At 40.2% G+C, this 12970-nt stretch carries 11 protein-coding genes; 9 read left to right on the top strand and 2 right to left on the bottom strand.

What is annotated here, in order from left to right; translation table 11 throughout:
* The first annotated feature begins 217 nt into the window (after window positions 1-217).
* The 3 genes from AAC000_RS04245 (at window position 218) to AAC000_RS04235 (ending at window position 3254) form a co-directional block, all read left to right on the top strand.
* Window positions 218-1732, top strand: coding sequence for a serine hydrolase domain-containing protein (locus AAC000_RS04245; RefSeq protein WP_339720368.1), 1515 nt, complete (start codon window positions 218-220; stop codon window positions 1730-1732).
* A 142-nt stretch (window positions 1733-1874) separates the two neighbouring features.
* Complete coding sequence (locus AAC000_RS04240) at window positions 1875-2114, top strand: hypothetical protein (protein ID WP_339720366.1); 240 nt, start codon at window positions 1875-1877, stop codon at window positions 2112-2114.
* A gap of 159 nt (window positions 2115-2273) precedes the next feature.
* Complete coding sequence (locus tag AAC000_RS04235; RefSeq protein WP_339720364.1) at window positions 2274-3254, top strand: transposase; 981 nt, start codon at window positions 2274-2276, stop codon at window positions 3252-3254.
* Window positions 3255-3528: 274 nt separating this feature from the next.
* Here AAC000_RS04235 and AAC000_RS04230 read toward each other — a convergent pair whose 3' ends face one another.
* Entirely contained in the window at window positions 3529-4149 is a 621-nt protein-coding gene (locus tag AAC000_RS04230) for a hypothetical protein (RefSeq protein WP_339720363.1), read from the bottom strand.
* 549 nt (window positions 4150-4698) lie between these two features.
* On the opposite strand from AAC000_RS04230, the gene AAC000_RS04225 reads away from it, so the two are divergent.
* The 4 genes from AAC000_RS04225 to AAC000_RS04210 all read left to right on the top strand — a co-directional run bounded on the left by AAC000_RS04225 (window position 4699) and on the right by AAC000_RS04210 (window position 9695).
* Window positions 4699-5709, top strand: coding sequence for a DUF1028 domain-containing protein (locus AAC000_RS04225; RefSeq protein ID WP_339720362.1), 1011 nt, complete (start codon window positions 4699-4701; stop codon window positions 5707-5709).
* A 333-nt stretch (window positions 5710-6042) separates the two neighbouring features.
* Entirely contained in the window at window positions 6043-6810 is a 768-nt protein-coding gene (locus tag AAC000_RS04220; RefSeq protein ID WP_339720390.1) for an ABC transporter substrate-binding protein, read from the top strand.
* Between the two features lie 129 nt (window positions 6811-6939).
* Entirely contained in the window at window positions 6940-8385 is a 1446-nt protein-coding gene (gene modF / locus AAC000_RS04215; RefSeq protein ID WP_339720388.1) for a molybdate ABC transporter ATP-binding protein ModF, read from the top strand.
* 110 nt (window positions 8386-8495) lie between these two features.
* Window positions 8496-9695 (top strand): EAL domain-containing protein, encoded by a 1200-nt coding sequence (locus AAC000_RS04210; RefSeq protein ID WP_339720361.1) that lies wholly within the window; start codon window positions 8496-8498, stop codon window positions 9693-9695.
* A 77-nt stretch (window positions 9696-9772) separates the two neighbouring features.
* On the opposite strand, the gene AAC000_RS04205 is transcribed toward AAC000_RS04210, so the two are convergent.
* Window positions 9773-10591: a hypothetical protein gene (locus tag AAC000_RS04205; RefSeq protein ID WP_339720359.1), complete on the bottom strand. Its 819-nt coding sequence runs from the start codon at window positions 10589-10591 to the stop codon at window positions 9773-9775.
* A 344-nt stretch (window positions 10592-10935) separates the two neighbouring features.
* On the opposite strand from AAC000_RS04205, the gene AAC000_RS04200 reads away from it, so the two are divergent.
* Both AAC000_RS04200 and AAC000_RS04195 read left to right on the top strand, forming a co-directional pair.
* On the top strand, window positions 10936-11685 hold the full coding sequence (locus tag AAC000_RS04200; RefSeq protein WP_339720357.1) for a flagellar basal body L-ring protein FlgH: 750 nt from the start codon (window positions 10936-10938) through the stop codon (window positions 11683-11685).
* The gene (locus tag AAC000_RS04195) at window positions 11685-12878 is read left to right on the top strand and encodes a flagellar assembly protein T N-terminal domain-containing protein (RefSeq protein ID WP_339720356.1); all 1194 of its coding nucleotides are present in this window, start codon (window positions 11685-11687) and stop codon (window positions 12876-12878) included. The genes AAC000_RS04200 and AAC000_RS04195 overlap by 1 nt, the downstream gene beginning before the upstream one ends.
* Window positions 12879-12970: the final 92 nt, after the last annotated feature.

The following is a 12970-nucleotide window of genomic DNA, read 5'->3' as shown; positions in this document are numbered from 1 at the left end:
TTTACCGTAAACTGTTTTAAAAGGGGTTAATGGGTAGGTGTATTATCCATACAAGAATTTCAAGCAGAACAAAATACAGTTGGCTTTTTGTTCACTACGTTCACCTATTTTAGCCAACTATATTTTGCCTCTTAAATGGGCGTTAGGCTGATCGATATTTCATCCACTCATCCACTCATCCACTCATCCAATTAAGTTAAATGCTCGGAAACTAGACATGAACAAAAGAATCCAACTTATAACGGTGTTAGCTAGCGTAATTAGTTCAACCACTGCTAATGCATCTGGAGTATTAGAGATTGAAAACAGCCAGCATGCTAATCTCAATTACTGGAATTGCTATGTGGCAAGTGATGCACAAGAGCGTAAGAATAAAGTTGAAAACGGCATACTACCTCAGGTTGTGTTTGATGGAGATATAAAGCCTACCAATATTGAAATGGATATGGCTATTTCAAAGACGCCTGCTTTTTCAGTCGCAGTAATCCATAACGGAAAACTAGATTGGAGTGCAACTTGGGGGCGGCTCAAAAGAAGTGGTCCTCAAGCCAGTTGTAGTAGTCTATTCCAAGCAGGTTCTCTTGCTAAGCCATTAACTGTTCTTGCGGCGATGCGTATTAAAACAGCTGGGGATATAGATTTTGATCGTGACATTGAAACCTACCTTTCATCCTACCAACTTCCGGTTGGCCGACAAACCAGCGAAAACCCAGTAACATTCCGTAACTTATTTTCCCATACGTCAGGAGTTACGAGGGGAGGTTATGCTGGATATACAAAGAAAGAACCGTTTCCAAGCGACCAACAGATCGTCCTAGGAGAAGCCCCTACTAATTCGCCTAAAGTTGAAGTGACCAACACACCTGGCGCAGCTCTAGCTTATTCAGGTGGAGGTTACACCGTCGCAGAAATTGCTTTGCAGGATAAACTACGCAAACCATTTGAAACGATCATGAATGAATGGCTGATTACCCCTTTAGCTATGAAGCAAGCAGAGTTTACTGTGTCATTACCCGATGATCGTCACTCTTATACTGCTAGCGGACATCAAGTGGATGGCACCATTGTTCCTGGAGGGTGGAATAACTACCCAGAACAAGCGGCGGCAGGATTATGGGCAACGGCAACCGATTTGGCCATGTTCCTTATTGAGATAAGCAAAGGTTATCATGGCGAAAGTAATGTATTCACTAAATCTAACATTCGAGAGCTACTGGATAATCCTATCCAAAATCATGTTTATGGATTTAGACAAATTGCCAACGGTGACCAAGTGTTTATAACACATTATGGTGGTACCGTTGGCTACAGGGCAGGGATGACTTTGAATTTGCAAACAGGTGACGGAGCTGTGTTTCTGAGCAATTCTGATAATGCCTCGAATCTTGGTGAAGCATTCTTGAGTTCTGTGTCCCGCGCCTATAACTGGCCAGTGTTTCAAGGAGAGAAAGTTAAACGAAAAGCCTATTCTTCAGAAGAATTGAAATCACTTGCAGGTACTTACGTTTTTCCTGAACAAGGCTGGGAGGTTTCAGTCGCTTACGAACATAATATACTCAAGTTTGACTTCCCCGCAGGCAACCGCCTACCCCTTGTTATGATACCGATTGAAAGTAAATACCGTGAGTTTGTTCATGAAACGGGTGTGCATGCATACTTTGATGGTGTAGGGCCAGACATGAAAATTAAATTATTTGGGCAAACGGGGCTGCGACAGTCAATCAAGAAATAGATTAACTCATGGCCATAACAGCCTAACAAGTTGCTAAAACGGAAAAATAACAGTTGGCCATCGCTTCGCGATTATAGCCAACCATTATTTTCCGCTTAGCAAAGCGTTATAAGTAAAGTCACTTTCAGGAGTATTACTAAGCATGGATGAAGCAAAACTAAAACGAATAATAAGAAAGCACAGAAATAGAGCTGTTAACTTTTTCATATTGTCGTCTCTCATTTTTCTATCAATTCATTATTATTATCAAAACCATGATGCGTTAGAGATATTGGCATATTCAACAGCTTTGGTTGTAGCGGCAGTTGCAGCTGTTTTAAGTTTTGTTGAAAAGAGTTTATTGGAAATTAATAAAAGCTTAAAAGACCCCAGTAATGAGTAATCATTTACTTATAAAGCAATTAAGAACAATTAAGAAGAACAATTAAGAAGACACCCAATTAAGAACACCCAATTAAGAAGACACCCATTTTTAAAAAGTAGCAAAACAGCTGCTTTGTCCTAAACTTTAAGGTACTCAAACAACCACGGATGGTCTGTTATGCCTCAGCCACGTAAAACCCAAATCAGTTTAATCGATACCCCTTATTACCACTGTGTTTCCCGCTGTGTTCGCCATTCTTTTTTGTGCGGAGAGGATAAGTTTACGGGGCAAAGTTACGAACATCGCCGAGGTTGGGTAGAAGAACGGTTGTTGTTTCTAGCCAGTGTGTTTGCCATTGATATATGTGCTTATGCAGTCATGAGTAATCACACCCATGTGGTTGTTTGTGTGGATAAAGACATGGCAGATAACTGGTCAATGAAAGAAATCATTAGGCGTTGGCATCAGTTATACCAAGGCACGCTGTTGAGTCAAAAATATCAAAGAGAGGATAGCCTCAGTAAAAGTGAGTTTATGAGCCTAGAAGAAACCGTGACAATTTACCGTCAACGTTTGTATGACATCAGTTGGCTCATGCGCAACCTCAATGAACACATAGCCCGTGAAGCCAATAAAGAAGATGGTTGTACTGGTAGGTTTTGGGAAGGGCGATTCAAATCCCAAGCATTGTTAGATGAAAGTGCGGTGTTAGCTTGTATGGCTTATGTAGACTTAAACCCTATTCGAGCTAAAATGAACTCTACACCAGAAACGTCAAAACACACCAGTATTCAACAACGTATTCACGCTCTTATTAAAGGAGAACAACCGAGAAAACTGATGCGCTTTGTGGGAAATTACAAACAAAACATGCCCAAAGGTATTGCGTACAGTCTAATTGATTACTGTGAATTAGTGGATTGCACGGGTAGGTGTATTCGAGAGGATAAAGCGGGGTACATCGAGCATCACAACAGCCCTATTTTAGAGGGACTAGGCCTTAACTCAGAGCAATGGTTAACGTTGACGACAGAGTTCGAACAACACTTCCATACCGCGGTAGGAAGTCGACATATGCTGCAACAATTCAAACAGCATACAGACCATCTACGTATACGAGGGATGGCAAAGGCTAGAGTGCTATTGCAACAAGCCTGAATCATTACTATCACATCTTTGAAAAGCTATCTGCATGCCATGCGTTCAACCGCGGTGCCTGTAATTTGAGTTTGACTATACATTCAACCGTTGTAAGCGAGTCCAGCCCCTACAAATTTAAAATTTCTAACTTTAAAACCAAAGAATCTAAATAACCGCAGGATTTTATACTTGGAGATTACGCTGCGATTGGGTAGTTTATTACCTTGGGTGTCTCAATATTTTGCTTTGGGTGTCTCAATATTTTGCCCTTTTTTCATCGTTAAGCGCAATCTTAATGATCATTCACAATCTGCTTGGCTAAATTAACCGCTTTAGATAAATTCTGGCTAGCGTCGCTAAAACCCTTCACGGTAACTGCGAAGCGACCGTTATTATCTGCCACTTGCAACTCGCCTAGTTTCGGCGCCCAAATGGCCTTGTTACCAATATCCTCAATCCAGTCATTAAACTCCACCTGTGTCGTATGCACCTTTCCCTTTACGGTAACATTGACACCCTTACTAAGCTCAGTAACTGTATTCTCAAGACTAGCAACAGCGTCTTGTGGCGAATCAAAAATTTGGTCAATAATCGTCAGACTCACCGAGTAGCCGGCCGCAGGAGGAGCGATTTTGTTAAACTCCTGCTTCAGCATTTTTGCCATAGCCTTTTGGGTTTCGTACTGGGTGACTGCCTTCGTTAGTTCTTGATGATTAGGCTTATCCCAGCTAGCTGTACACAACTTATGTGGTACATACTTAGAGCCCTCACGGAATGTCGCGATGCTGGCATCGCTGCCAAAAACATCAACTAATATGCCTGACTTTAATTTATCACAGGCCTCATTGGCCATGACGAGCGTTGGGCTACTTAGTGCTAGGATGCAAAGCACCCGTTTAATGGAATGGTTCATATTTACCCTCTAAGCTATTGGTCATATACGCATTACAAAACAAACACAAAAAGATTCATTCACTCAGGAACTTAATTTTAACCCAACAAGGGTAATTTTTCCTTTAGCAGCTCCCTAACTGCAAACTTTACCGAACCAAACTGAACTCGGTCAACTACTACGGATTTATCATGATTAAAGATATTTTCAATATAAAAATATAAAAATATAAAAGTATAAAAGTATAAAAGGTGATAATGATAAAGGGGTCAGTGTTGTTGAAATCGATAGTCATAAGAGAATTATAAGACCCATCATAAAGAAACCCTAAGCGGGAAGGGTGTTAATAAAATGGGCCAGATTCAATTTAATAAACAAAGTGGGCGGTTGCGTAAGATTAAAGACGATAGTGTAAGTTTAATATCAAGCCTTATTTGACACTGCCCTTAATTATTTAAAGTTATTGTTGTTGAGAACTATGCTGCTTTTAAGTATTCAGCTCTGGCTTCAGGGGCCGAGCATAAGTATGCTTACTATTTATCATTCTAATAAGATTACAAAGGTCATCACATGAGAACAACAATAATACTCGCTATGATTCTGCAAGGTGTAGCAACAACCGCTAGCTCCTTTGCCTTTGGCGCAGATTTTAAGCGCGATAATATTGCCCTACGACCAGCTCATACTTATTCCATAGTGGCTCGGGATCCGGTAAGCGGTCAATTGGGTGCGGCGGTTCAATCCCATTGGTTTTCTGTAGGTAAAGATGTTATTTGGGCACAGCCTGGCGTCGGTGCCGTCGCTACGCAAAGTTTTATTGAAGTGAGTTATGGACCCTTAGGTTTGGCCGCAATGGCTGAAGGGAAAAGTGCTAAGGACAGTTTGCAGTCTTTGTTGAATAAAGATGAACATCAGGATGTCCGTCAGGTGGGTATGATAGATGCTAATGGTGTAACTGCCGTGCACACAGGCGACAAAGCCATCATTGCTCATTGTAATATGTTGGGAGAGAACTTTACGGTACAGGCCAATTTAATGGAAAATGCCACTGTGTGTAAGGCTATGGCCGATGCCTTTTCTACTAGTAAAGAAGATTTAGCTGGGCGTATGATGGCAGCGCTGGAAGCTGCTCAGAATGCCGGAGGAGACATTCGTGGCAAACAGTCAGCGGCCATGCTGGTGGTTGAGGGCGAAAAAGGCACCCCAGTGTGGAAGGGCCGGTTAGTTGACCTGCGCGTTGAAGACAGCGTTGACCCCATTAAAGAATTAAGCCGTCTGTTAAAGGTGTCTCGTGGATATACTAAGATGACACAAGGTGATGACTTTATGACAGTGGGCGAGGTGGATAAAGCCCTGGCTGCTTATGCCGAGGCAGAAGTCATGATGCCGGAAAATCATGAAGCTGTATTTTGGCACGCGGCAACGCTGGCGGCGATAGGTAGGGTGGATGAAAGCCTGCCACTATTTAGGAAAGCCTTTGCTATGCACCCACAGTGGAGAGAATTGGTACCACGACTGCCTGCTTCGGGTTTATTACCTGATGACAAGTGCTTGATAGATAAAATAGTATCTCTGCAGTAAGGGAGTAAATACACAGTGATAATTAGGGGAAGAGACGTGGCTCTCTCCCCTCAAAACACAACGAATTAAAGCACAACGAGTTAAAACGAGTTAAAAGGACAGTCACGATAATTCGTATCAGAAATCTTCTTATCCAAAGCGCAGAAAGTAGCCTAATTAGCATTTACGTAGTTCCATGTTGACAAAAGGATGGCGAAACATGATGTGAGATTTAAAAAAGTCGAGTAAATTCACCTTTTAATTTTGTATAAAAAGTTTGAATACTCCTATAGTCTTTAATGACCACTCAGTCATGTATTTAAGTTTTAAATAAGGGGGCCAGCATTGATTAAAGTGTTTTTTTGTAGTGTGACACTTTTGCTCGTTATTTTCTCAAATTCAAGCGCAGCTAATACTCTAGAGTTAACACTAGATAAGCTTCCACAAGTTACTTTTTATACTGAGTCTTACCCTCCTGCTAATTTTATGAAAGATAATAAATTGGCGGGAATTTCCATCGATTCTTTAAAACTTATGTGGGCAGATTTAGGCTTACCTGAGCAGAATGTTTTAATGGTTCCTTGGGCACGGGGATACCGAAACGTACTAAAAACGCCGAATACTGCTTTGTTTACCATGTCTAGAACGCCAGCTCGTGAAAAGTTATTTAAATGGGTGGGGCCGCTTTTTAAATCGGTTCATGTATTAATGGCGAAGAAAAGCGCCAACCTTAAGTTTGAAAACTTAGCCGATGTATTAAGTTATAAGGTTGCGACAATTCAAGGTGATGTTTCTGAAATATCTTTACTAGAAATTGGTTTCCCTGACTTTAATTTGGCAAAAGTAACAGATCTTGAGCGCGCTTTTTTGATGATGCAAAAAGGTCGTGTCGATATGATAATGGTCTCTATTCATGGCTTTCAACATTTAACCAAGTTATTAAAGGCTGATCCTGCGGAATATGAACAAGTGTGGCAAGTCAATGAAATTGGCAATTACATAGCGTTTAACCTAGATACCCCCGATTTTGTGATCCAAGGTTATCAGCAAGCATTTGAAAATGTAGCTGAACAACGAAGATTAATTAAAGAAAAATATGCGCTACCAAAAATTGAATATTAGTCATTTTGATAAACTAGGTTCATAACGTTTCACGGCACGTGGAGTAATATCGCCCAGAAGTTGAGGGTTAATAATGAATAAACTTGAATATCTGCTAGGATATTGCAAATTTTTTCACTTTTTTTCTTTATGTCCTTAGTTAGTCTTCAAAATTGTCACGCTGTTTTTGGTGATCACTTTCACTTAAATATTGATTCTCTCACTATCAAACCTTTGCAACATACGGTTGTTTTGGGGCCAAACGGCAGCGGTAAATCCGCTTTGGCGGCTTTTATTGCTCAGCAAGGGGAGTTATTAGCGGGGCAGTGCCAAGTTGATGCTGATATAGCTTGGGTGTCAGTAGAGCAACAACAAGCGTTAATCGAGGCCGAAAAACAAAAAGATTGTGCGGATATTCTCGATATCATTCCCATACCCACAACAGTGCAAGAGATTTTGCTAGAAGACTTAAACCCTAATGAAATTGATCAAGGATTACTGCAACGGGTCACTGAGGTGTTTGCTCTGTCGGGGATGTTGCAACGGCCATTTCGCGCCTTATCTACAGGTGAAACCCGAAAATTACTCTTAGCAAAAGCTTTATTAAACCAAGCTGAACTGCTTATTTTAGATGAGCCATGGGATGGATTAGACACCCAAGCTTGTGCTGATTTTAATGGGTTACTGTTAGACATTTCGAATCAAACGACTTTAGTGTTAGTACTTAACCGCGTAAGTGAAGTACCGAGCTTTTGTCAGCAGTTAGTGTTGATGCAGTCTGGAAACCTGCAATGGCAAACCCAAATAGAAGGTGATCTAGTTGAACAACTAACCCACATAAAACAGCTACAACATATGCAGCAGCAAAGTTTGGTTTTGCCTGTTAAAGATGGTGATAGTTTTGCACCTCATCCATTAGACAGCAAAAAACCATTAGTCAAATTGACTAATGTTAAAGTGAATTACGCTGAAAATGTTGTATTTAGTGGCCTGAACTGGACTATTCAGCCTCAACAACATTGGCAAGTCACTGGCCCAAATGGTTCGGGTAAAACTTGCTTGTTGAATTTGATCACCGGTGATCACCCTCAGTGTTATGTGAATGATATTTTTGTATTTGGTTACCAACGGGGAAGCGGCGAAAGCATTTGGCAAATCAAACAATATATTGGGTACTTGTCTAATGCATTTCATTTAGATTACCGAGTTAATTGTTCGTTATTACATGTGGTGTTATCAGGGTTTTACGACAGCATAGGTTTGTACCAACAAGCCACAAAAAATCAAATAGCCTTAGCCGAGCAGTGGTTGGCACTTATGGCGCTCGAAAAACAATCAGCGACCCCTTTTCAAGAATTGTCTTTTGGTGATCAACGTTTAGTGTTACTTGCCCGCGCAATGGTGAAACACCCAGCCTTACTGATTTTAGATGAGCCTTGTAATGGTTTAGACGATATCAATCGTCTTAAAGTTTTAGCTCTGATCGACTTACTGGCTAGGGAAGGTAGCACAACATTGCTTTACGTAAATCATCATTTAGAAGATGCGATCCCTAGTATTAAACATCATTTGTCGATGAATGATTATAATTCTTAACGAGTATTGGATTAATAGTGAAAGTTTTCACTGAAAGGTGGGTCTCTTGTTTCATTGTTTATTCGTCGGCAGAGTGCCTAAAGTCATAAATTAAAGTTAGGAATATAATCATGTCACGGAATCAATATGTGTTTGCTGCATCTATCAATAGCACCGATATACTGGAAAGTATTCTTGGTGACATAGTGCTAGAAAATGCTTGGGTAAGCTTTGTCAACGCAATTGAACCACAAATCAAAAGCTTGTTTGCAAGATACACCAATATCTCTGAAGTGACTTACACAGATTATTCTTTCTTTATGTTTGTGTCAGCTCCCAAAGATGATGTGATGTTTGATATACAAGAGCAAAAGACGGTGTTGATACCACTGGCTCAGCAGTATTTTAGAGAGATGTTTGTTGCACATTTTGGTGGCAGTAGCGGTAGAAAAATCGATTTTTCATTACTTTATACCTCCGTTGTTCATTCTGAGCAATTTACCGTAAATACTATCCAAGAAGCTATCGCGATAGAAGGAATAAGTGATGCGTTACTGGTAGAAAGTTTTGATAAACAAGTCTCGCCTTATTGTGATATTACGCGGCAAGCTTTTAAACAAATACTAGACAACCAAGAGTTGCAAACTTATGTGCAATCTATTGTTAACCTTCAAGATGATTCTATCGCCGGTTACGAAATATTAACCAGAGGCCCGAAAGGTTCTACTGTTGAGCGAGCTGACAAATTATTTGGTTCGGCATCACATTTTGGTTTAACAAGAGAGATTGAGTTTGCTTGTGCTCGGCAAGCATTAACGTTTTTACCCTACGTCCCAAATAATCAATTTTTGACCATTAATGTAGGTCCTGATGTTTTGGCCAGTGATGAGTTATTGGCATTACTACAGGCATCAGAGATAAGGCCATTTCATCGCCAGTTGGCATTTGAATTAACTGAGCATCTGCCATTAGATGATCTTGGAAAGGTGACTGTGGCCGTTAAGCGCCTGCAAAATCTGGGTATTCAGGTGTTGCTTGACGATACAGGTTGCGGTTTTTTTGATATCAGTACCGCTGAAGTATTGCGACCAGCAATAGTAAAGTTGTGTATTACTGTAATTAGACGTATTGAATTGGGTGATGTGATCGAGAAAGAAATCACCTCAACACGGCAACGCTTAGATGAGTTGAATATTAATACCCTTGGGGAAGGCGTTGAAGAGACCTTTCAAGCTGACACGCTTAAACGTGCCGGTGTGCAATATGCTCAAGGTTATTATTTTGATATCCCTCAACCTATTGAGCACGTTTTGAAGCTAACTAAAGGATAAGGTATTTCTTCACCATATTATTAGGTAGGTACGAAATACCTGAACGGAGATTTACGAGTCCTAAATTTTCAAACCCGTCAAAAAGTGCGTTTCACAAATTGATAAGCGTCGCTGTCTGGGTTGATTCCTTCTGCTAATGCGTCGGTTGTTGATTCTATTGTGGCTTGTTGTTCATCGTCGAAAAAGACTTCTAATAGGTTACTGTAAATGGATTTTCCAGTGTAATTCTCTACCGCTAGGTTTGCCACTGCATAGCCTAATCCTAGTGCGCCACCATACATAAAGCTACCCACTACCTCTGCAATTGGGGCGACATCAGTTGCCATGGTTTCTTGGTATATGTCAGCAACAATAGGCACATGGTTGAGTATGTTGATGGTGTCAAATACCTCATTTAACCCTAGTTCTCCATCACCTAAAAATGCATTAGAGAGGTTTTCGATGTTTCCTATAAAGTCATTAGATTCAGCCACTTCACTGATACTACTAGTACCATCGGCAATAGTGTCGCTCCCAGTATCTGAAGCACTAAATAGGTTCGCTTGCAGACTTACCAAAAAAGCATTTTGTAAGCTGGCAATAGACTCATCTGAGGTTAAGTCAGCTAATGTACTGGCTCCAAAATTGTTCAGACCTAAAGCCGCGATTAGGCCTTGTTGAATAGTTTCAATAGGATCAGTCAAAGTGGCAATACTATTTACTAGTTCGTCCGTAGACGCCTCGCTGTCACTGGCATCATCAGAAGTTGATTCATCTGATTGCATTAAAGACATTAAGTTGTCGAAGACTTGACCTAAAGAACTGGTAACGCCATCGATAGTAGAATTGTCAGTAGAAGTTGATTCAACTACTGAACCCAATTTTAGACTACTGCTAAGGGTGTCAATTATTGTCATGTTTAATCCGGTAGTAATTAGATTGACTAAGCAACTGTCCCCACGGTTGCCTTCAGTAACAATGTTGCACGTTTCGTCAGTAATAGCCTATCTATAGCATTCACAAGAATAACGTTCAGCATTTGTTAAATAGCTGTCAATACCTCTCCAATTTTACCTCAGAGTAACTTTAACCTTAGGTTTCCAAAGTTGCAAAGCGCAAAAGTGCAAACAATGTGCAAACGAACAATGTGCTGTATTAGGGATGAATTTTTTACATTACTATCCCTGCAAGAGTTGGATATATGAGAGGCCGTTCTTAACGTAGTTACTACCAGTAAATAGTATTTTAGGATGTCTTTTTTATGAAACTCAAATATTTACACTATTTTTATCCTTGCATAGTTGTTTTGTGTGCTTGCAGTCAAACCCCCACTGTTGAGCAACAGGTCGTTGAAGACACGCCTAGTAACCCTTTGGTTAATCAAAGAGCCGTCGCCATCAAAAATGATCAAGTGATGCCAAATGATCCAAACTACAAACCCATCCACATGGAAAACATAGAAATAGTGCAAGTGCCTAATGGTTCTTTGTTTAATGAAGTGAATGCTGGGAGTCTCTATCAGTTACATAAAAACTACCGAGTAGGAGATATGGTTTTAGTTAAATTGGATGAGTCTACTTCTTCCAAAAAATCACTTAACTATTCATCTGACAAAAGTAGTAACTTTATACTGAGTCCTGTGAGTGTTAGCGCAGGACCCATTAAGGTTGCTGAAGGTGATTTTAATATCGAGCATAGCCAAGAAAATGATCTTGATAGTTCATCAAAAACCGATCAGTCAAACTCTCTAAATGGAGACATTACTGTATATGTTCTTGAAATATTGCCTAATGGCAATTTGGTTGTGGCTGGAGAAAAATGGATTACCCTAAACACTGGCCAAGAGTATGTACGGTTTTCAGGAGAAATTCGCACCGCCGACATAGATGCGGCTAATACTATTATCTCTTCTAAAGTGGGGAATTCTCGTATTGAATATAGCGGTAAAGGAAAGCTTCATAACAACCAACAGGATTCAATGTTAGACAAACTATTCGCGATATTTAAGTAATGCAAAATTCTCATTATTTACTTTGGATAGTGGTAATTACCATAATTGGCAGCTGTTGTTTTTCGCCTAAGGCACGGGCTGTTTGGCAGCAAGGACAAGCAACTGTTACCTTAGATGGTGCCGATCTTGAAAGTGCTCGGGTACAGGCTATCAAAAATGCAGTGGCTAACGCGTCATTTCAACATGGTAGTTTTGTGGCAGCAGAGGATATCGTTTTAGACGGATTATTGGTTAGCAGTAAATCTGTGATTACCACCCAAGGCAGTATCCAAAGAGTGGAAATACTCAGCGAGACAGTTCTTGATGATACTTTAAGTGTGATAGTCAGAGTCGACATTACCCCATTATTTAATTGTAGCAACGACCGATATGCCAGGTCGGTTTTGATAACTCAATTTCAATTGTTACGGCCTAAACAAGCCAGTCACGGAGGATTGTTTGACTTAGGTAAACAAATTACCAAACGTTTTGAGCGTCAGTTAAGCTCTGAGCAAAATGCACCTAAGGTTTCAATGATTGATAAAGCCTTTACCAATGTGCGCGTTCACGAAGAAATTAACCTACGTGAAATAACTGAAAAATCAAATTATTTGGCCAGACAATATGGTCAGCAATTTATTGTGTTTGGATTTATTAGAGACATTAGTTTGTTTGAACAAGTGAAAGAAGCCTTGTTAAGTGATGATGTCACGCTGAGGCGCAATTTTACCATTCAAGTCTATGTTTTGGATGCTTACAGACACAATATTTTGTTTCAAGAATCTTACCACAGCGAAGCAACTTGGGAATTTAATGACGAGTATAGTGTAGACACCAATAATAGTTTATTTTGGCGCAGCGACTATGGTCGTGTGGTGCTTAATACTGTTAATGGCGCAGTATCAGAAGTGGCGAGCTTACTGCAATGTGAAAAAAGTTTTGCGCAAATTATTAATAATAACCAACAAAAACTGACCATCAATATGGGCATTGAAAACGGCATAAAAATGGGAGATAAATTCACCCTTCATAAAAATCGTTTAATTACTACCTCAAACGGGATGAACACCCCAATATTAGAACCAATACCCGAACATCTGCTAAAAGTTATCCAAGTAAATAGTCTGACTTCAGTGTTAGACAGTGTCGACATCAGTACGACTCACAATGCTGACATCTTAGACTTGGTGAGTCCTACACTGAACTTAGAATAGATCCCAGTAGCAAGGTTACAGCTGGGAGCTATTTTGTTTGTAAATGAAACGGACATTCATTTAAATTGTGTGGCAATTTCTATGGATCTTTA

Source organism: uncultured Paraglaciecola sp. (genome assembly GCF_963977085.1).
Taxonomy (GTDB): domain Bacteria; phylum Pseudomonadota; class Gammaproteobacteria; order Enterobacterales; family Alteromonadaceae; genus Paraglaciecola.
The sequence above is the reverse complement of the archived record's forward strand: the minus strand, read 5'-3'. Positions and strand labels throughout refer to the sequence as shown.

Excerpts from the sequence above, each read along its gene's own strand:
- AAC000_RS04245 (WP_339720368.1), top strand. The coding sequence starts at position 218 with ATGAACAAAAGAATCCAACTTATAACGGTGTTAGCTAGCGTAATTAGT.
- AAC000_RS04240 (WP_339720366.1), top strand. The coding sequence starts at position 1,875 with ATGGATGAAGCAAAACTAAAACGAATAATAAGAAAGCACAGAAATAGA.
- AAC000_RS04235 (WP_339720364.1), top strand. The coding sequence starts at position 2,274 with ATGCCTCAGCCACGTAAAACCCAAATCAGTTTAATCGATACCCCTTAT.
- AAC000_RS04230 (WP_339720363.1), bottom strand. The coding sequence starts at position 4,149 with ATGAACCATTCCATTAAACGGGTGCTTTGCATCCTAGCACTAAGTAGC.
- AAC000_RS04225 (WP_339720362.1), top strand. The coding sequence starts at position 4,699 with ATGAGAACAACAATAATACTCGCTATGATTCTGCAAGGTGTAGCAACA.
- modF (WP_339720388.1), top strand. The coding sequence starts at position 6,940 with ATGTCCTTAGTTAGTCTTCAAAATTGTCACGCTGTTTTTGGTGATCAC.
- AAC000_RS04210 (WP_339720361.1), top strand. The coding sequence starts at position 8,496 with ATGTCACGGAATCAATATGTGTTTGCTGCATCTATCAATAGCACCGAT.
- AAC000_RS04205 (WP_339720359.1), bottom strand. The coding sequence starts at position 10,591 with ATGACAATAATTGACACCCTTAGCAGTAGTCTAAAATTGGGTTCAGTA.
- AAC000_RS04200 (WP_339720357.1), top strand. The coding sequence starts at position 10,936 with ATGAAACTCAAATATTTACACTATTTTTATCCTTGCATAGTTGTTTTG.
- AAC000_RS04195 (WP_339720356.1), top strand. The coding sequence starts at position 11,685 with ATGCAAAATTCTCATTATTTACTTTGGATAGTGGTAATTACCATAATT.